This window comes from Amphibacillus jilinensis Y1 (assembly GCF_000306965.1).
In the GTDB taxonomy this organism is placed as follows: domain Bacteria; phylum Bacillota; class Bacilli; order Bacillales; family Amphibacillaceae; genus Amphibacillus_C; species Amphibacillus_C jilinensis.
Genome location: NZ_JH976434.1, coordinates 407,701 through 428,555 on the forward strand (window position 1 = coordinate 407,701; position 20,855 = coordinate 428,555).

16 protein-coding genes and 1 pseudogene are annotated in these 20,855 nt (G+C 36.5%); 6 read left to right on the forward strand and 11 right to left on the reverse strand.

Translation table 11 applies throughout. From position 1 onward, the window contains the following. Nucleotides 1–30: 30 nt before the first annotated feature. The 4 genes from B494_RS0102545 to B494_RS0102560 all read right to left on the reverse strand — a co-directional run bounded on the left by B494_RS0102545 (nucleotide 31) and on the right by B494_RS0102560 (nucleotide 4,584). Nucleotides 31–873, reverse strand: coding sequence for a sugar ABC transporter permease (locus B494_RS0102545; RefSeq protein ID WP_017470792.1), 843 nt, complete (start codon nucleotides 871–873; stop codon nucleotides 31–33). After that, nucleotides 873–2,180, reverse strand: coding sequence for a carbohydrate ABC transporter permease (locus B494_RS0102550; RefSeq protein ID WP_017470793.1), 1,308 nt, complete (start codon nucleotides 2,178–2,180; stop codon nucleotides 873–875). The genes B494_RS0102545 and B494_RS0102550 overlap by 1 nt, the downstream gene beginning before the upstream one ends. A 63-nt stretch (nucleotides 2,181–2,243) precedes the next feature. Next, entirely contained in the window at nucleotides 2,244–3,494 is a 1,251-nt protein-coding gene (locus B494_RS0102555) for a sugar ABC transporter substrate-binding protein (RefSeq protein ID WP_017470794.1), read from the reverse strand. Nucleotides 3,495–3,738: 244 nt separating this feature from the next. Then, the gene (locus B494_RS0102560) at nucleotides 3,739–4,584 is read right to left on the reverse strand and encodes an AraC family transcriptional regulator (RefSeq protein WP_017470795.1); all 846 of its coding nucleotides are present in this window, start codon (nucleotides 4,582–4,584) and stop codon (nucleotides 3,739–3,741) included. A gap of 500 nt (nucleotides 4,585–5,084) precedes the next feature. Between B494_RS0102560 and B494_RS0102565 the strand changes: the two genes are divergently transcribed. Together B494_RS0102565 and B494_RS21060 are read left to right on the forward strand one after the other, a co-directional pair. After that, nucleotides 5,085–6,041, forward strand: a complete 957-nt coding sequence (locus B494_RS0102565; RefSeq protein WP_017470796.1) for a ribose-phosphate diphosphokinase — start codon at nucleotides 5,085–5,087, stop codon at nucleotides 6,039–6,041. Nucleotides 6,042–6,078: 37 nt separating this feature from the next. After that, nucleotides 6,079–6,156 (forward strand): annotated as a pseudogene (locus B494_RS21060) (protein rep); the annotation flags it as partial. A 425-nt stretch (nucleotides 6,157–6,581) separates the two neighbouring features. Here B494_RS21060 and B494_RS0102575 read toward each other — a convergent pair. From B494_RS0102575 to B494_RS0102610, 6 genes are all read right to left on the reverse strand, one after another. Beyond that, nucleotides 6,582–7,073, reverse strand: a complete 492-nt coding sequence (locus B494_RS0102575; protein WP_017470798.1) for a hypothetical protein — start codon at nucleotides 7,071–7,073, stop codon at nucleotides 6,582–6,584. Between the two features lie 660 nt (nucleotides 7,074–7,733). After that, nucleotides 7,734–8,381 (reverse strand): hypothetical protein, encoded by a 648-nt coding sequence (locus B494_RS0102590; RefSeq protein ID WP_017470801.1) that lies wholly within the window; start codon nucleotides 8,379–8,381, stop codon nucleotides 7,734–7,736. Then, a complete protein-coding gene (locus tag B494_RS0102595) occupies nucleotides 8,368–9,246 on the reverse strand; it encodes an ATP-binding cassette domain-containing protein (RefSeq protein WP_017470802.1) in 879 nt (292 codons plus the stop codon). The genes B494_RS0102590 and B494_RS0102595 overlap by 14 nt, the downstream gene beginning before the upstream one ends. An 18-nt stretch (nucleotides 9,247–9,264) precedes the next feature. Beyond that, nucleotides 9,265–11,364: an ABC transporter permease gene (locus tag B494_RS0102600; RefSeq protein WP_017470803.1), complete on the reverse strand. Its 2,100-nt coding sequence runs from the start codon at nucleotides 11,362–11,364 to the stop codon at nucleotides 9,265–9,267. 605 nt (nucleotides 11,365–11,969) lie between these two features. Further along, nucleotides 11,970–13,352 (reverse strand): zinc-binding metallopeptidase family protein, encoded by a 1,383-nt coding sequence (locus tag B494_RS18840; protein WP_017470804.1) that lies wholly within the window; start codon nucleotides 13,350–13,352, stop codon nucleotides 11,970–11,972. 118 nt (nucleotides 13,353–13,470) lie between these two features. Continuing rightward, the gene (locus B494_RS0102610) at nucleotides 13,471–13,737 is read right to left on the reverse strand and encodes an AbrB/MazE/SpoVT family DNA-binding domain-containing protein (RefSeq protein ID WP_017470805.1); all 267 of its coding nucleotides are present in this window, start codon (nucleotides 13,735–13,737) and stop codon (nucleotides 13,471–13,473) included. A gap of 191 nt (nucleotides 13,738–13,928) precedes the next feature. Between B494_RS0102610 and B494_RS0102615 the strand changes: the two genes are divergently transcribed. Both B494_RS0102615 and B494_RS0102620 read left to right on the forward strand, forming a co-directional pair. Further along, the gene (locus tag B494_RS0102615) at nucleotides 13,929–14,627 is read left to right on the forward strand and encodes a TetR/AcrR family transcriptional regulator (RefSeq protein ID WP_017470806.1); all 699 of its coding nucleotides are present in this window, start codon (nucleotides 13,929–13,931) and stop codon (nucleotides 14,625–14,627) included. 12 nt (nucleotides 14,628–14,639) lie between these two features. Continuing rightward, nucleotides 14,640–16,688, forward strand: coding sequence for a CocE/NonD family hydrolase (locus B494_RS0102620; protein WP_017470807.1), 2,049 nt, complete (start codon nucleotides 14,640–14,642; stop codon nucleotides 16,686–16,688). Nucleotides 16,689–16,877: 189 nt separating this feature from the next. Here the strand turns inward: B494_RS0102620 and B494_RS0102625 are convergent, their stop codons facing one another. Continuing rightward, complete coding sequence (locus B494_RS0102625) at nucleotides 16,878–18,572, reverse strand: FAD-dependent oxidoreductase (RefSeq protein WP_017470808.1); 1,695 nt, start codon at nucleotides 18,570–18,572, stop codon at nucleotides 16,878–16,880. A gap of 407 nt (nucleotides 18,573–18,979) precedes the next feature. Between B494_RS0102625 and B494_RS0102630 the strand changes: the two genes are divergently transcribed. Both B494_RS0102630 and B494_RS0102635 read left to right on the forward strand, forming a co-directional pair. Next, nucleotides 18,980–19,801, forward strand: coding sequence for an ABC transporter ATP-binding protein (locus B494_RS0102630; RefSeq protein WP_017470809.1), 822 nt, complete (start codon nucleotides 18,980–18,982; stop codon nucleotides 19,799–19,801). 5 nt (nucleotides 19,802–19,806) lie between these two features. Beyond that, a complete protein-coding gene (locus tag B494_RS0102635; protein ID WP_017470810.1) occupies nucleotides 19,807–20,853 on the forward strand; it encodes a FecCD family ABC transporter permease in 1,047 nt (348 codons plus the stop codon). Nucleotides 20,854–20,855 lie beyond the last annotated feature (2 nt).

Here is a 20,855-nt window from a genome sequence, read left to right on the forward strand (position 1 = left end):
TCACTTCCTTACCTAAAAGTAATAATTACCCTAACCTTTTGTTCCGCCAGAAGTTAATCCGGAAATTAAATATTTTTGTAAAAATAAATAGATGATTGAAACTGGAATAGCGATTAACATGGCTCCAGCTGCAAATCTAGTAAAATTATTTGAAAATTGATCATTAATGAAATTAAATAATCCTAACGCAATTGTGTAATTTTTTTGACTGTGTAATATAATAGACGGCAATAAAAAATCAAATAAAGGGGTCATAAAATTGAATAAAGCGACCACTGCAAGAATTGGCTTAGCTAGGGGTAAAATAATCTTTACAAACACTGTCAAATGCCCTGCACCATCTATACGCGCTGATTCATCTAATTCCCTTGGTATCGTATCTAAGTAACCTTTGACAAGCCAAGCATTAAAAGGAATTTGCCCACCAACATATATTAAAATCAGCCCAGATAACGTATCCAGAAGTCCGATTAAATTTAATAATATATAGAGTGCCACCATTGCCATCATGGCCGGAAACATTTGCAAAATAAGAAACGTGTATAATCCTGCTTTTCTCCCGACAAATTTATATCTAGAAAAAGCATAAGCTACTAAAGACGTCATGATCACAGATAAAACGGCATTAGAGCCAGATACAATCATACTATTTCTATACCAATTCACATAATTGCTATTCGGATCCGTGAACAGCCATTGATAATGAGCCAAGGACCAATTCTCAGGAATAATAGAAGAAGAATATAAGCTTGTTCCTTCATTTAAAGACATCCCAAAAGCCCATAATAGAGGGTACAATATCAGAATGGACATAAACCCAAAGACAGAATAAACACCGATCATTTCTATCGTGTTTTTAAGTTTTCTATTCATTAAATTTGTCCCTCCTCTTTGAATGAGCTTGTTTTTCTGAACTGAAATATGGCAAATAATGAAATTAGTATCCCTATAATCAGCGATATTGCAGCTGCCATACTAAAATTATTCGTTTCAAATGTTAGTTTGTACACCCAAGAAATTAATATATCGGTGCCTCCAGCATTTTGCCCTTTTACAGCTGGTCCTCCTTCATTAAACAAATAGATCACATTAAAATTGTTAAAGTTTGTTGTATATTGAATAATTAGTAATGGTGCCGTAGCAAACAAAACGTGTGGCAAAGTAATATTCTTAAATTTTTGCCAGCGTGTTGCCCCATCTACTTCTGCTGCCTCATACCAATCCTTCGAAATACTTTGTAAAACGCCCGAAAACAGAGCGAAAATAAAAGGATAACCTAGCCAAGTTTGGACAAATAGTAACGCTATTCTTGTATAAAAAGGATCTGACAGCCAATTTATGCCGCTACCTCCGAACAATGGTATAATGATATCTCTATTAATTGTTCCAAAATCATCATTAAACATAGCTGCAAAAATCAAAATAGACACAAAACCAGGCACTGCCCATGGCAAAATCAAAATGGTTCTAAAGAATTTCTTGAATTTCACTCGACTGTCATTAGCTAACACGGCTAGAAATAAACCGAGAGCAATTTGAAAGGAAGTAGCCACTAGTGTCCAAACAATCGTCCATGAAAAAACTGAAAAAAAAGTGTTTCTCCACAACGGAACAGTTAAAAGGGATTTAAAATTCTCAAAACCCACCCAATCTAATAAATTTCGTGGTGGTGAGTTGTATAGATCGTAATTAGTAAATGCTAAAGATACTGCAAACAATAAAGGTAATACAACAGTAAATACAAGTAAAATTAATCCGGGAGTGGTTAATAAGTATACAAAAGATTTATCATAGCCCTCTTTTACAGAATCAAATAAACCAGGTGCTTCCCACCCTTCTTTTATTTGTTTCGCCTGCTTTTTTGCATCTTGAATATTTAATAAATAAAACAGAGCAGCAAATAAAATAATAATGATTGAAATCAAACCATACACTAACAAAAATATCGAGTGATCTGTAATAGGGATAGTCCCTAACGTTATAATCCCCCACAACCCTAGGCCGATAAAGTCAATTAGTGTAATGATAAAAGCTATTTCTAATAGTATAAAGGTAAAACCTTTTAAATATCTTTTATTGTATAGTTGTCCTAAACCTGCAAATATAATAGATAGAAGCATAGCTAACTTAGGGTTATGCTTTTTATTAATATTGCCTGTTCTCAACGGGGCATCTACCATTGTCATCCCTCACTTATAATAGGCTTTGAGCAGAATATAAAATTCTGCTCAAAACTACTTCATTTAATACAAATCTATTTTATCTTTAATATTTTGTACCGTTTCTTGCAATACTTCTTCTATGTCCTCACCATTGATAATTAATTGAATGGCATCATCCATATCCCAAACAGCCGACATTTCTGGGATATTGGGCATTGGCGTCCCAAATTCAATCTGTTGCGTGTAACCATCATAAATAGGGTCATCTACGATATCAAACACATCAGGTCTAGGCGGTAGTTCCCCACTTATTTGATAATTTAATTCTGCACTCTCATCACTTGTTAAATATTTGGCCAAGTCCATAGCCCATTCAGGATTTTCAGTATATGACGAAATTAGCCAAGACTTCACACCAACAAAAGAAGGTGCATGTTCACCACCCATTTTGGGTAATGGAGCAGTTGCTAAATCTTCACCTAATGCTTCCCGGTAAATCGGGATGTTCCATGGGCCACTTACAACCATTCCGACCTTACCTTCAGTAAATAAACCATCCAACACGTCAACTGTTACTGTTCTTGGTAAAATACCTTCATTAATAAATTGCATATAATCTTCAAACCCTTGTATAGCACCTTCATTATCAAGCCCAATATCTTCTATGTCATATACTCCATCTTCCTCACCAAAGATATATCCACCATTACTATTGATAAATGAGTATAGGTAATAAAATTCTGGTGAAATGAGAAAACCATACTCGTCATTATCTCTATTTGTAAGTTCTCGGCTCATATCAAAAACTTCATCAATTGTTTCTGGAACTTCATCGATCAATGATTGATTGTAGTAAATGAAATAGGTTTCAATTGCTACTGGTGCTCCATAAATTTCACCTTCGTAAGTAAAAGCATCAATCGCTGCTTCACTATATTGTGATAATTCTTCATCAGTAAAAGTGATTGGCATGGACAAACCTTGCGCCACGACATCTCCTAGGCGGTCTTGGGGTTGGAAGAATAGATCTGGACCGTCTCCTGCAGGTCCAGCCAATGCTAAACGTTGAACTTGATCAGGCATGGGTACCGTCTCCATAACAACCTCAATTCCTGTTTCATCAGTATAATTGGCAAACATTTCCCGAGCAGCTTCTTGCGCAACTTCTTCATCATTCACCCAAACAATCAATTCATCTGGTTTTTCGGGCATTTCTCCTTCTGAAACTTCTTCACCAGAAGTCCCTTCCCCTCGATCAGGTTCACATGCTATTATCGTTAATACTGTCATCAATAATAATGCCATTAGAGCTAAATAATTTCGTTTTTTCATTACATACCCTCCCTCTTCCTAAATTAAATTAACTTATAAATTTATTATAAAACGCTTACATCGTTATTTATATATAAAAATGTTCTATTCAAAATTCATATTCTTAAATAAAACGAATCTTAAATCAGTAGGTGTTTTCATGCTTTCACAAAATAGATGAGCGCTGCTTTCTATTTTGCGGCGAAGGTTTTACGGAAAGTTATACGTGATAAACACTAACTTATTGTTATTAAATTTCACACCTTTATTTAACATGCAAATCACGATATTGCTTTGGTGTTATCCCCTCACGGTTTTTAAAAGTAGTTACAAAGTGACTAACTGCGTTAAAACCCACTTGCTGAGCAATATCTTTCAATGTTAAATGAACATCCGTAAGCAATAATCGCTTTGCTTCACGCATCCTTAATTGAACTAAAAATGAATAAGGACTCATTCCAAATGTATCATGAAAAAGTTTATTTAAATGTTGAGAACTAATATTAGCTTGTTCAGAAATTTCAAGTAACCCTATATTTTTAGGGTATACACGCTCTAACCATTCGACGATGGGACGAATCTTATCATAGGATTGGATCGTTGATAGACGATCATCTAACTTACCATACTTCTTTATTAAAATCATAAATTCATAAAGTTTAGCCGATAAATCGTAGTCAATTAAAGACCGATACGGCTGTTCTGCTTCAATAAAAGTAAACGTCTGCTTAATAAAATGATAGAAGAGATTTGGTTCGGTCTCACGATAAACGGCAGAATAATTCATCTGCAAAGCGTTAAGAATACGATCAATTGCCGCTCCACTAAAAGTCAAATAAACCGTTGACCATTGACTCGTCTTGTCATAATTCGGATGATACTTATGTGGTGTATAAGGTGCTAGTAATACACCACGACCTTCTTCAAGGATTAATCGCTGATCTGCAAACTCTAGTAGCCCTTCTCCTTTGATCGTTTGGAGCCAATGATAATATGGATAGCCTTCAGGGCGATCAAAATCAAGCTCCTGAGGATTATAGCCGATGCTATCCATATAAATGGGCAATGTTTTCTCTGAAGATGAAAAAGTATAACGTATTTTCTTTTTCAAATAAACCCCAACCTTTGTATATTTGACTTCATCTATTATTATAGATAATTTTATCTATAGTGAAAAGTTCCTATAATAATTTAAGAATAATTTAAGTTATAAAAGGGATGAAATACAACTAGGACTTACTATTAAATTTTCAAGTAACAACCTTAAAAATAATGCGAGCATTCAAAATGATAAACAAAGTTTTCTTTTTTTAAAAATTAAGGACGAGTTAGCTAGTAAAATGCAACGCATTGTTTTACAATAGTAGAGGATTTAATTATTCTAAATAAAACTAGCCTTCAATCAGTGGGTGTTTTGTTCTTCGTCCACTGATTGATCATTGAGTGAATCAGGACAAGCTCACCTCAAAACAGCTGATCTCCACTTCCTATTTTGAGGCTGCGTTTTGCGAGCGATAAGCGGTGATAAAAACGTAATTATCTTGTTGTTGCCAAGTCCATCTATATTTATATATTAAGTATACTAGTAAATGCAAAAGGGAGCGATTGTGAGTGTCAACCAATGAGTTAAAAGATGAAATGAAAGTGTTTAGCCTTAGCTCAAACAGGAGTTTAGCTAGTGAAATTGCTAATCATATCGGTGGAGAGTTAGGGAAGTGTTCGATTAAAACATTTAGTGACGGTGAAATTCAAATTAATATTGAAGAAAGTGTTCGCGGCTATGACACTTACATTATTCAATCAACAGATGATCCATCCGATCAACATATTATGGAGCTTCTTATTATGCTTGATGCCTTTAAGAGAGCTTCAGCAAAAACCGTCAATGTTGTGATTCCTTATTATGGATACGCTCGTCAAGATCGCAAGACTAAATCTCGTGAACCGATCACGGCTAAATTAATTGCCGATCTTATTGAAAAAGCTGGTGCGAGCCGTGTCATATCGATGGATCTGCATGCAACACAAACACAAGGTTTTTTCAACATTCCCGTGGATCATTTAAATGGGATACCTATTTTAGCCTCATATTTTTCAGACAAAAAGCTGGAAGATGTGGTTGTCGTGGCACCTGACCATGGTAGTGTAAAGCGCGCACGTCAATTTGCCGATCGTATTCACGCGCCGATTGCTATCTTAGACCGACGTGGTCCTCGTGATGTGGAACACTCAGAATTATCTGTAGTTGGGGATATTAAAAACAAAACCGCTATCTTGATCGATGATATTATCGATACAGGAAGACGTGTTTCAACGGGAGCAGCAGCTTTAGTCGCCAATGGAGCAAAGGATGTCTATGCAACGTGTACACATCCTGTCCTTTCAGGGATTGCAACCGAAAATATAATGCGCTCACCGATTAAAGAACTCGTGGTCACAAATACGATCGTGATACCAGAAGATAAATGGACAGACAAAATCACGCAACTTAGTACAGCTCCACTGTTCAGTGATGCGATTAAACGCGTCCATAACGAAGAGCCTGTTAGCCCATTGTTTAACTACTAATTACTAATCGCAAGTTGTAATTGACGAGACAGACCAAGTCGTTAAAGGTTACGCGAGAAAATTGGAAGTGACATACAATAAAGAACGAAACGACTATCATCCTCATTTCCATGTTTGAATAGCAGTTAACAAGAGCTATTTTAGGGATAAAGAATATTACTAAAACAGATTAAATTAAGCAGTCTACTAACTGGAAGAAAATTCATATAATGTACTAAGTTGTAGAGGGGAAGATAAAGTGAATATTTTAAGATTACCTTTTGTTCGTACTATAATATTTTGCATTTTAATTCTAACTTTACTTTTTATTAATCAATTGAATGTTCTACTATTCTTTTTATTGGGTGGCCTATACGCTTTAACTGAATCAATCATGTCAAAAAAAGGGGGCGATATAAATACGGGTAATAAATTTATTGATTTTGGTTGGATATTCTTTTTACTAATAACAATGTTTTTAGTGTTGATAGATTATTTTTAAATACAAACAAAAAAACAAGAAGAGTGGATCACTAACTACTACTCTTCTTGTTTTTTTGTTTATTTATACTGTGCGACTACTTTCGTTGAAATCACTTTAGGTCTAGGAATTCCTCCTCCATCTGATAATGAATTAAGTTGGTATTTCCACTTATAGGTGACTTTAAATCGTTTAATACCTTTTTTTCTCCAATGTTTATTTAGATAGTGTTGAGCAACTGAGACAGCATCTGATAACCAAACCACTTCCCCTACACCCGGTATCGCTTTAGCGCCTAACTTTTTCAAAATTTTGTTTACTGCTGTAGTACCGACACCTGCTGCAGTTAATGCTATAGGTGTTCCAGCAGTATTCTTTTTAACATTTATATATTTTACAGTAGTATGTGTTTTACAAGGGTTGTACTTCTTTAAGTATCCTGTGTATGGGTTCTCACACTTTTTTTTCGACGCTGCTTCTACACGATTACTATCTCCAATAGATAAGACACTAGTAGTCGATGTGAAAATAAGAGTAACTGCAATTAACGCTAAAAAGACCTTTTTAATCAAGATGAATTTCCCCTTTCCATAATTTTTAGTAAAGTTTTCCTATTATTATACTCGTTTTTTTGATAAATCTATCTTTTTTTACATTTTCTTGTGATTTGTTAATGTTTTAAAGGCGGGTGAAGACATGGAAATTAATGATGTCGATCAAGCTTTTACAGTGCTGAAGCAATACAAGATTACAAGTAATAAAGAAGTGTACGAAGATGGTATGAACTAGGTGTGATAAAAGGAATAGAGGAAATCCAAAGACTGGTTTAGCCGTCTTTTTATTGTTGGAAATAGCTGATTATCCTCCAGTGAAGAGATTGAAGGAGGTTAAGCAAATGACGATTACTTCTCATATGGAAATTCAAGTGCATCGTTACATGATTCATTTTTTAATTGCGTTAGCAAAGGGATTTATTCTCTTTAGCTAACATGTCGTAAAAGGGAAAAAAGAAAAACAAGGCATTCGTCAACGGGAAATCGGACGGAATGAAGCGAAAGCGAAAATGAAGGAGAATTTAAGGAGTTGACTGCACCCAAGACCCTCTTGGCATTGTCGAAAACCCCCGTCGCAATAAGAAAAGGTTCCCCTTCCTTATAGAAAGAGAGGCGGAACCTTTTTCTTCGAATTAATTGACACCCTAAAGGGAAACGAGGTACAGTTGCAAAATCTTTTTACTTTTGTTTAAAGGTTAAATAGTAATGACCAAACCAAAATAATAGTGATCCTATTATCGTATTAAGTAAACTTTTAGGGATAATAGTGCCTAAATCAAGGATAATTTCATTAAAAAAGAAAACATGATACCAAGGCATAACTTGACCGCCACTTAATAGTTCTGTAACAACATAAACAGCAATAAAAGAAATGGATATTGCTATGTCTTTGAAAAATGTCATTAGAGAAAAAGCTAACCCTGAGAAAAAAATAACTTGCGGTACTGATTGGAAAATTAGGTTTATAAAAACTTCTTGCTGACTATTCAGAGCAATTGCCGCCACAACCATTAATAATAAGACATTGTAGAATAAAACAAAAATCATCACTCTTGCTATTCCCAAATTGATTACCGATACAGGGTAACTAAATAAAATCTCGCCCCCCTCTTCCTCAAAATAATCATAAAATAAATAGATTACCCACCAGCTTGAAAAGGGTACAAAAAGAAATTCTATTAATTTCAACGCGATGACAAGGCTGATTTCTGGCTCACTAATTGAAAAAAAGTAAATGGTTATAAATAATGTCAATATAATGGGAACGTAAAAAGATACGCCCATCGACTTTATCTCAAAATTCAAGTCAATCTTAGCGCGCTTCACGTTCATCATTCCTTATTAGAGATAGGTAGCCATCTTCAAGTCTTGGCTCAACTAGAATAGCACTACTCAACGGTTGTTCATCAGATAATAATCTTACTGCATACTTATTTTCAATTTGCTGACTTGAGATAATTGTAAACTTATTGTTAAGCCCTTCTATCTCTTCAATAGGTATTTGAACTTCCCAGGTATGACCTTTAGCAAATTTAGAAATATCTTTTATTTGCCCCTCAGCAAGAACTTTACCATTTTTTAAAACACCAATGTTATCACATGCTAACTCTAAATCTTCAACAATGTGTGTGGAGATAATTATAATGCGATTACTACCAATCGACCTTAATAAACTTCTAAAACGAACGCGTTCTTCAACATCAAGGCCTGCTGTAGGTTCATCAATAATTAAAATTTCTGGAGATCCTATTAAAGCCTGGGCAATGCCGACTCTTCGCAACATTCCACCGGATAAATGCTTTATTTTTTTATCTTTATGATCACATAGGTTAACCTGGTGCACAATTTGTTCAAGTTGTTCTGTTCTATCAGCTTTATCACTTACTCCCTTTAAAATAGCTAAATGGTGCAAACATTCCATCAGCTTTACATTTTGATACATGGAGAAATATTGTGGTAAATAACCAATTCGCTTACGTACCTCCGTCGGTTGATCCCAGCTTACTTGGCCATAAGTGATCTTTCCCTTTGAAATTGGTAACAACGTAGCAATTGTCCTCATAAGGGTAGTTTTTCCAGCTCCATTTGGGCCTAATAAACCATATGTTCCTTTAATATTTAATGAAATATTATCAAGTACCGTTCTCCCCTTAAAACGCTTGGTTAAACTGTTTACAACAATACTATCCATTTACATGCATCCCCTTAACTATAATTCTATTCTTTGTTTCAAAGACTCCCAATCGGCATTTCCAGATCTCAATTCGCTATACCATTCTCTAAAAAATAGTTCATCAATCTTGCCATTTTTTATGCCTCTATAAAGTTTTTCTGCAATTTTTGCCTTGAAAACTAATTCTGTATCTTCTTTTTCAGAATTTTGTTGATTAAAGTCAGCCTGTCTTTTTAGATCGTCAACAAAAAATTCAAAAAATGAATACGTTGTTTCTATACCTTTGTTTTCGTTATACCAATATGAGAAAGAAGCATCAAATAGTTGAACATACGTAAGATCTTCAAAAATAACTCCTTCATATTTCCAAGTTACAGCGGGTACAAGTCCATAAGTTAAGTAAGGATTACTCTCTTCCAAACTACCTTCATTATTTTGAAAATAAATATTTGAAGAAATAATTAATTGATCTTCACTAGCCCAAACAAATTGCTCAGGAATATTTAAATCTGAAAAGGTTGGTCTAAAAATTACTTGTTTTATGTTGAATGTTTCCTTTATATCTAAAATTCTAGTTATTTCAGTAATAGAGGTGCTAATTACACTGTTAAATTGATCAAATTCACCAAGCATACTTTCCGAAGTTAAAGGATATATAATTTCTACGTCGGCTATTATTTCCTTTCCCACACTTCCTGCAATTAAGGTAATACCGTTTTTTGTTTTACCTTTCCAAGTGCCATTAGGCATTTTATTTAAATTCGTATATAACGGTTCAGGTCCGGTATAAGAAAGAGAATACTCTATTTCAGCATTTGGATGTAACGGAAGCCAAAATATCTCGCTATCATAAATTTTCATCGCCGGGCTCTGCTTAGTAGTTGGAAGCCATGGAAAATAAAAAGGCAAATTTACAGCTTGCTCATTTGCAAAGAAGGAAGGTGAACTAATCCCTACATAATCAAATGATAAGGTTAGAACTTCCTGCGGTCTTATACCTGACGGAAGATTTACTGAAACTAGATCTCCTTTTTGCTCATAGTTTAATGAATTATCTCCATACGAGACCTCGTTTACTTTTAAATTGTGATACAACGAAAATGTCAACATATCTTTTTCGGTTTCACCAATATTCTGCAAATTAACATCAACTGAAGCCGTAATCTTTCTGTTCGTGTTTAATACTATATCGTATCCTAATATGATAATATCATCACCGTTTTCCTCTGAAAAAAGGTCATGATAGTCTTGGTAATAATTAAAGTCATACTCAAAAACAGCATCTGCTTCTCTATCAAATGCTAGAACCTGATCCTCTTGGTTAAAGGCATAACTGAAAGGAATACTAACTAGGAAGATTACTAAAGCAACCATAAAATTGTGTATTCGTCGTGTCTTCAATCCAATAGATAAAAAAATAAGAGCAAATAGAAAAGTTATCCACAGTCCTTTTTTTAGCCATTGTGCAACTTCAAGAGAATAACCATATAGAGCATGATAAGGTTCGTAAGGGTTGGCCTGTCCTAAATTAAACAGGTTGGATAACTCTAATGTGTTCTCTATATTAAACAACAAGCCTAGTTGAATCATGAAGGGCGTATTAAGTGGACTAATGAGCAACCAAACTAAAATTATGAAAACGTAAAGTAATTTACCTTTAATCCAAAACGCAAATAATGACCCAATTATTCCTCCAATAAGAAAGCTTAACGACCAATACAGCAAAATATAAAGCGCTGCACTCAAATAAAATGAAGAGATCGATAAACCACTAATATAGAGCATTAAAAACAACGAAAAAATAGAAATTAGCGAGAAAACTAAAATAAGCGACAAAAAAAACAAAGCTTTACCAAGTAGCTTGTTTAGGGTACCCAATTGAATTGAGCTCAATAACTCATCAAGCTTCACTTTTTCTTCTACTCTAATAATTTGAACCCCTAACATCATAGAAACGATAATGCCACCCTGAACAACAAAGCTTGATCTGGCTAATGTTTCTCCTGGATCATAATCCAAAAAGAGATAATGATAAAACAACGTTTCTACATATAAAAATGCTAGGACAAGCACTAATAAAAAAAACTTATTACGATAAAATATTTTCCAAATCATTTTAAAAGAATCCCATATCATTGTACTAATACTCCTTATACTGTTAATCTATTTCCATTATAACAGTAATTTTAACTAAAAAATAAAATTCTTTAATTTCTATAAATAATTACAATTAAGATATAAAACGGTAACCACATGTCAAGCTAAATCCAAAAGGGCCTTTAGCTAAAGGAGTAAACGGATACGATTACGTTATTAATGACAGGAGTAAGTAACTAAATTTAGTACAAGCTTATCATCATATATGCTGTCACCACCTATAATAAAACGGTCTCGAATAACCCACCAAAGGTATACAGATTTCTTGATCTGCTATCTTAAGGGAGAATACTACCACCGGAAATTTACACCTTTTATAAATTTTGAGGGAGATTACGGACGGTCATCTATGAGAGTTTTCTAGATAACAAAGGAAAGCTGTGACATGAGCTCAGCTTTCCTTTTCATTTAAGTCGCATTATTTAAGTAGGTTGTGTGAAGTCAAATAGTAGTGTTAAGATTTAATTCTCCTTACTATAGTACTCGTTTTTTTATAAGAAACGCTTTCGATTATATAAATCCACCTTCCCGAAATATAAAATATACCCAATTGACATTTGCTTCTTAATCATAGTTGTCATCACTCAGTTTTGAATTAATCGCTCGATCACTTTCGCAAAGGTAATCGTCTGTTCTACAAACAAATCGGCATCAATTTTATCAATTTCACCATTCTCTCCTGCTGCACATAAATAAAGAGGTGCAGGGACAAAAGAAAGCGAAGGAATTCCTGCTTGATATAATGGTTCACCTTCTCCAAAATAAAAGCGACTGTCAGCTTTAAAGGTTGATGAACGCAACTGTGTTCGATCTTCTGTGGCATCCCAGTATAGATCATTTAGCTTATCATTTGAAGCATACACAATTTCACGCTCTATGTTTTCTGTCGCTTGATATAAACCTGAACGATTTTGGTCAGTCCATTCCATACAGCCCAAGTGTTCAATTGTGATTCCAGCAATAGCTTTAAAATGGTCTCCTTTACCATCCCACCACTCACGATGATCGTTCAACCACCGTGAAGTTGCTTGTTGCTCACCCATCCCAAACTGCGGAAGTTGAAAGTGGCCAGTTACAAACACAAACACTAAAGTTCTTTTTCGCTGAGATATAGGCATTCTACTAAAAAAATCAGCAAGATGAAGTAAAGCAATGCCTCCATTTTCCTCAATAGCGTTCGGACCGTCCGTATGCGTGTTAATAATAATCGTTTCTTTCCCTTCATCTTCCCCTGGCAATACTGCATACACCGTTTCCGACGCCGTCTTTTCTTGTTCAGCTTCAAGAATTAAATGTGCAGAAGCTCCTTCTTTGGCTCGTTCTTTCAAAACTGCCCCCTCTGTATGGCTAACCCACACTGTTGGACACTGATGCTGAGGTTCCGTAAACGGTAAATATTGACGATAAGAAAGCTCAGCTGATTGATTCTCAAACACACAAATAACTGCTTTCACACCAAATTTCTCAGCAACACTCAAGTCTGGTCCTTTAATAGCGGCATTTATCACGGGATGTTGAATAAGGAAAGGTAGTTTCGATTGATGATCCCGATATCCTCTCCATTTCTTAAAAAGGTACATGGCTGGTATCTTAACGTTTTTTACTGGATAAATAGCTATTTTACCTGCAGCTTTTTCTAAATCTTTATTGGAACGACAGAAAAAAAGCTCGCCATCTATCCCGTCTGTCGATCCAGAATAAGGATAATAAGATGATAATGGAATGTCTTTCGTTTTTGATCCATAACGGATTGAAAGTTTGCATGCTTTTGCTTCCCAGCGATTCATCTTGTAGCTATCTGTAACATATTGAAGTCCGATCTTCTCTAATTCTTTTTTAATAAATTGTATATAGCATTTATGTGCTTTACTTCCCGTTAACCTCGGGCCTAAATCATTCATGAATAATTGATCATCCCATATTTTTTGCTTGTTCATTTTAAAATAAGCTTCTCGTTTATTTGACACCGTATGTACACTCCTGCTTCGAACAAAATTGGTAAAAATTTAAATACATGCTAATAAGTAAAAAAGAAAGGTTGATCCAGTAAGATCACCTCTCATTTTTAAATTAATGTTAACACTATTATTTATCTAATTCTTGAAGAAGGCTACGCATCCCTTCTTCACTTAAGATGACTTTGCCACCACACAAGACGTAGTTTTCATCACTAATTTCACCTGTAACCATACACTCTTTGACAGGTTTAAACTTCTTTAACACTATGCGTTCACCGTCAATAAATATTTCTAGTGGGTCTTTGGTTGCAATATCAAGTGAGCGACGTAATTCTTTCGGTAGAACAATCCGTCCTAAATGATCCGTTTTTCGAACAATACCTGTACTTTTCATGATATGCATAGCTCCCTACTATCTATAATTTTAAGTTATATACAGCATACCATAATTTACAACTTTTGCAATTGCTATCATGCAGAATATATTTGTTTTTTGACATCTGTTCAAGTTTTGTTAGACTATAAATAACATAAAATGAACACGTTCATAAAAAAAACACGTTCATACCAAAGGAGGGTTGGAAGTTGAAAAACGATCGAAAAGCTTTACAACGCACAAGAATGTGGCAATATTTCATTGAAGCAGCGACAGATTTAATTACTGAAGAAGGCATGGAAAAGCTTACAATACGCAAAGTTGCTGATTTAGCGGGTTATACAAGTTCTACTGCATATAACTACTTTTCCGACTTATCTCAACTAAAATTTTTTGCGGCTTTACGATTTACAAAATCATATAGTGCAGATTTATCAACTTTTTTAGCAAAAGGAAACAACACGATCGAAAAATGGCTCTATTCTTGGGAATGTTTTTGTAAACATAGTTTTAAACAACCTTACATCTATGCGGTTATTTTTATTGAAAATGTAGGCAGTTCAGCCCAATCACTTTTAGATAAATATTATGATGTTTTTCCAGATGACTTAATAGCTATTCCTCCAGAAATGAAAGAGTTATTGATGGATGAGAGTTTTGCACGTAGAAGTTCTAAATTTATTGAACCTGCCATTGAAGAAGGTTTTATTGACGATAAGCATATTAAACACCTAGCTGATATAACATTTATGATTTGGACCGGTGCGATGACAACTTATATGAACCAAAGAAGAGGTTGGACAGAACAAGAGGCTATTCAGTATACACTTGAATCTGTTCAAGATATCATCCTCCAATATATTAAACCAGACAAAAGAGCATTGATTAAATATACACCAACACATTAGGGGGACAACAAAATGGTTTTTAACATTCAAGAATCAAATAAAAGACAAACAAAGGTTCACTTTCCGCGAGATATTGAAAAGCACGAACATATTTTTATTCCAATGTCAGATGGTAAGAAATTAGCGGCAACGCTGTGGATGCCAACAGATGCAGAAAACAACCCAGTCCCCGCACTGCTTGAATATTTACCTTATCGAAAAAATGATTTCACAGCGATTCGAGACTCTGCCCGTCATCCATATTTCGCTGGCCACGGTTATGCAAGCATACGCGTGGACATTAGGGGTGCTGGTGATTCAGATGACATTTTACTTGATGAGTACTTGAAACAAGAGCAAGATGATGCCCTTGAAATCCTCGATTGGATTGCTAAGCAACCATGGTCGACAGGTAAAATCGGTATGTTCGGTAAATCATGGGGTGGGTTCAACAGCCTGCAAGTTGCTGCGCGCCAACACCCTGCACTAAAAACAATCATCACCCTATGCTCGACTGATGACCGCTATCGTGATGATGTCCATTATCGTGGTGGCAATATTTTAGCTTCTGATATGCTCTGGTGGGCATCAACAATGTTTGCATACAACGCTCGACCACAAGATCCAGAAGTGGTTGGAGATCGTTGGCGAGATAATTGGATAAATAGAATTGAAAATACCCCACCATTTGTTGAGGAATGGCTTCGTCATCAACGGCGTGATGACTACTGGAAACATGGTTCTATTTGTGAAGACTACACAGATGTTAATATTCCTGTGTTTGCGGTTGGGGGCTGGCAAGACGCCTATACCGATCCGATTTTTCGTATGTTAGAGCATTTACCCCACGCTAAAGGTTTAATCGGACCTTGGGCTCACGAGTATCCTGAAGTTGCCACACCAGAACCTGCAATTGGTTTCTTACAAGAGGCATTACGTTGGTGGGACTATTGGTTAAAAGATATCGATACCGGCATTATGGATGAACCAAAGCTTACGGCATGGATCCAAAAAAGCGAGAAACCTGCCGTAAGCTATGACGAACGCCCTGGACGTTGGATTGGAGAAATGGCATGGCCAGCACCATCGATTGATAACCAAAAAAACTATTTACATGAACAGAAGTTAGCATTTGAACCACCGAGTGAAACAGCGCTTTCCATTCCAAGCGTACAAGAACACGGGCTTTACGCAGGAACATTTTGTCCATTTGGTCAGCCTGGTGACTTGCCTGCAGATCAGCGACTGGAAAATGGCAAAGCGATCACCTTTGTGTCTGATCCTATAATAGAAACAACCGATTACCTTGGTGAACCTGTCTTTCATGGCCGGGTAAGTGTCGATCAGGAAAATGCTATGATCGTTGTTCGATTGATGGACAAAGCACCAAGCGGTGAGTCTACTTTAATCAGTTGGGGCATGCTTAATTTAAACCATTATCAGTCACATGAATATCCTGTAGCATTAGAGTCTGGTAAGCGATATGATATTGCAGTTAAGTTAAATGCTTTAGGACAACAAATTCCAGCTGGCCATCGTTTGGAAGTTGCTTTATCTCCAACGTATTGGACAAAAGCTTGGCCATCACCTAAACCGGTCAACCTCACATTATATACAGGTGAACATACTTATATTGAGCTACCTGTAAGAAACGGGGACGGAGTGGATCAGAAAGTTGCTAACTTTGATCTACCTGAAACAGCAGAAATTATGAAACGTGAAATTTTAAGAGAAGAAAAAAGGTCTTATGATATTATTCACCAACCGATACAGTCAACTTGGAAAGTCGTGGACTACTCTGACGAAGGTCGCCGTCGTTTACCAACAAATGGACTTGAGTATGGCAGTATTAACAAAAATACGTATACCATTCGTGAGAACGATCCACTAACAGCTAAGGCGCAATGTGAGTGGGAATTAACAGTTGGCAGAGGCGACTGGCAAACCAAACTCGTCACTTACAGTGAGATGACTGCCGATTTAAACCATTTTCACCTCGTCAACACAATTACTGCATATGAACATGAACAAGAGGTAACAACAAAAACATGGAAAACGACTATCGCTCGAGACTTTAATTAACAATAAAGACCTGTGCAGATCAAACGAACCTTCAATCAGTGGTGGTCGTTCTATGCCCACTGATTAAAGGTTGAGTAAATCAGGATATTAGCGCCCATTATCCCTCGTCTAAACAGGTCATCTCTGCTCTCTATTTTGAGGCGGGCGTTTTGCGGACGGTTATCTGTAGACGAGGGGTACTGGTTTTACTTATTTAAAATTATAAGCTGTAACGATCGGTTCTCGTCCTTGACTGCAATCATTAAAATACTCATATAAAGAAATACCCAAAAATGAACCTGAAATGTTATAAACTTGATCATAACCAAGGTGTTGTAGCGCAACAACCATATTATAGCTTCGTTGTGCTGATCGACAATGGATATAAACCGGTTGATCTTTTGGAATCTCATCAAGGCGTTGACGGAACTGACTTAGTGGAATATTAATCGCATTTCTCAAATGCGCGCGCTTAAATTCATTAGACTCGCGCGCATCAATAATAAAAGCATCCGTTTCTACCAGTTTGCGCACCTCGGTTACTTTAACTTGCTTAACCACATTATTTAACACATTCAAGCCAACCAAAGCAGCAAAGTTAACAACATCCTTTGCAGTTCCAAAAACAGGAGAATAGCAGAGCTCAAGCTCCTTCAAATCTTCCAACGTTCCATTCATCATAATCATCGTTGCAATCACATCAATACGTTTATCAACATTCCCTTTTCCAATCGCCTGTGCTCCTAAAATCCGCCCCGTCGGCACTTCAAAAATAAGTTTAAAGTGAAGCGGGTTACTTTCAGGCATGATCCCAACCATGTCTGTAGGAATTACATAAACAAAATCATAATCAAACCCAGTTGCTTTGGCTAGTCGTTCATTAATCCCGGTAGTTGCTGCATGAAGATCAAAAACTTTAATAGCAGATGAACCAATCACACCTGTATGTTGATGGGGAATTCCATACATATGACCAGCAGCTGCACGCGCTTGTCGCTGTGCTGGACCCGCTAAAGGTAAACGTGTTTTTTGACCAGTGATTTTATGATGCACCTCAATCGCATCGCCAACTGCATAGATGTAAGGATTAGACGTTTGATAGTTGTGATTGACTTTAATCCCGCCTGTTGCACCAAGTTCCAGATCTGCTTGTTTTGCTAAGCCTATTTCTGGACGGACACCTATCGCCATCACGACAGCATGTGCTGTTATCTTTTTCCCAGACTGGAGCACAATGTGATCGGATTCAACCGCTTCAATACCATCATTTAAAACAAGCGTCATATCATGATCAATCACTTCTTTGTGTAAGATCTGAACCATATCATGATCAAATGGAGCCATCACTTGGTCTTGCGCTTCAATAAGCGTCACTTTTTTACCAGCATAAACAAGGTTTTCAGCAACTTCTAAACCAATAAAGCCACCACCAATGACAGCGACTTCCTCAATTGATTCACCTTGAAGATATTGATTCAACTTCTCAATGTCAACGACATTTCTCACCGTAAACACATGATCAGATTCAACACCTTCTAATTTAGGAACAATTGGACTTGCACCAGGAGACAAGACCAAAAAATCATATTTTTCTTTTTTCACTTCATGAGTAAGTAAATTTTTGACCACAATCGTTTTTTGATTAGGGTGAACCTCAATCACTTCTGTATTTGTCTGTGCATCAATACGGTATTGTTTCGCAAATTTTTCTGGACTCATCAATACAAGCTTCTCACTGGTCTCAATCTCCCCGCTCAGATGATAAGGTAAAGCACAATTCGAAAATGACACATGTGGCCCTCGTTCAAACATAACAATTTCTGCATGCTCATCAAGACGGCGAACACGTGCGGCCACCGAAGCGCCCCCCGCCACACCACCTACTATTAATATGCGTTTATTCATGAAATACGCCTCCTTCAATTTTCCTTAGATACCATTTAACCTTAGTGCATAACTTCACAATAACTATAATACCATTAGGGGTATATAAAAGCAAGTGGTTTAAGCTAGTGAATAAAACGAACCTTCACGTAAAATGCCTACTATCGATTGATTGTTATTTATCACTAGCATTTTCTATCTGAATTATAATGTGATTTATTGCTCTGATATAAGCGTACTGAAACCCTTGCCACTCCTCTGCATGCTATAATATTTAGCTCTTGGTCAGACGAAGGACTTCACTAGCAAAAAAATAAGATACGCATCCAATATTAAACGATTAATTAGTGAATAATGTTGAATTTTCAATAAATTTATGTATAATTGATAATGATTATCATTATTATTAATAAAAGGAGGTGCTTATCATGCCGAGTCTTGCTATTGATCAAGTTAAAGTAGGCTATTCGAATCTTATCATCCTTGACGACTTAAGTGTTGAAATACCTGAGCAAAAAATTACAACAATCGTTGGCGCAAATGGTTGTGGAAAATCAACATTATTAAAAGCAATAGCAAGGATATTGAAGACACAGAAAGGCGCCGTGTATTTAGATGGTAAAGCCATTCAACTACTCCCAACAAAAGAAGTGGCGAAAAAAATGGCGATTTTACCTCAATCGTCTCAAGTTCCTACTGGTCTCACCGTATACGAACTGATCTCTTACGGTAGATTTCCTTATCAGACGGGCATGGGTACATTAAAAGTAGACGATCTGAAACATATTGATTGGGCGATTGAAGCAACGGGGTTAAATCCATTAAAAGACAGACCTGTTGAAGCTTTATCAGGTGGACAAAGGCAACGGGTATGGATCGCTATGGCACTCGCTCAAGATACAGAGATTCTTATACTAGATGAGCCAACAACCTACTTAGATTTAGCGCATCAACTGGACATTTTATTGTTGCTTCAGAAATTGAATAAAGAACAAAAAAGAACGATTATCATGGTGCTCCACGATCTAAATCATGCATCGAGAGTGTCTCATAATCTAGTTGCTATGAGAGATGGAGCCATTATCGAAGAAGGGACACCTGAACAAGTGATGACCCAATCCAATTTGAAAGCAATTTTTGACATTGAAGCAACAATGTCAACCTGCCCATTTAGTAACAATCCTATATATCTCTCTTATACATTGAGTCAATCAACTAAACACATGGTACAGAATAAAAAATCAGGGTGAAATAAATGTCAGCTTACGTAGAACCATCATTAGAAGTTAAAAAAAAGGGACTAAAGTCTCGTCCCGTCATAGCTACCATTATTCTTATTGGTGGAATCATTGGCTTATTACTTGCGATTGGGATATCTGTTTCTATTGGAGCAGCTGAAATTGATGTGAGGACAGTTTGGTCAGCTGTATTCCAATATGATTCTACACTTGTACCCCATCAAATTATTCAAGAAACTCGCCTTCCACGAGTGATTGGCGCAGCACTCGTAGGTTCCAGTCTCGCCGTTTCCGGATCAATTATGCAAGGTATGACACGAAATCCTCTGGCCGATCCAGGGTTATTAGGTCTAAATGCAGGAGCAGCTTTTATGCTAGCTATTTGTTTTGCTTTCTTCCCTGGACTGCCTTATATATATATCATACTTTTTGCATTTGTCGGTGCAGCTCTGGGCGCGGGGCTTGTTTTTGGTGTAGGATCCCTAGCTAAAGGGGGATTAACCCCCATGCGGCTTGTGTTAGCAGGTGCGGCCGTTACTGCATTGCTTGTCGCATTAAGTGAAGGAATTGCCATCTATTATCGCATCAATCAAGATTTAGCATTTTGGAATGCAGGTGGCGTTTCAGGTGCTAGATGGGAAAACATTAAAATTATGGCATCATGGGTCATACTAGCGATTCTAGCAGCTATCGTGCTATCCAAATCCATTACACTTCTTAGCCTAGGTGAAGAAATCGCGGTCGGCCTTGGTCAAAAAACAGGGGTGATTAAACTTTTTGGAACGATTATTATTTTGATTTTGGCAGGTTCGGCTGTATCAGTTGTCGGTGCAGTAGGTTTTGTCGGTCTGGTTATCCCCCATATCACTCGTTTTCTTGTCGGTTATGATTATCGCTGGATCATACCCTGTTCTGCAGTTTTAGGGGGGGGATTAGTGGTACTAGCCGATTTAGCAGCCAGAATGGTTAACCCACCTCAGGAAACACCGATTGGAGCTTTAATCGCAGTCATCGGGGTTCCATTCTTCCTTTACTTGACTAGAAAAGGAGGGCAACCATTGTGATC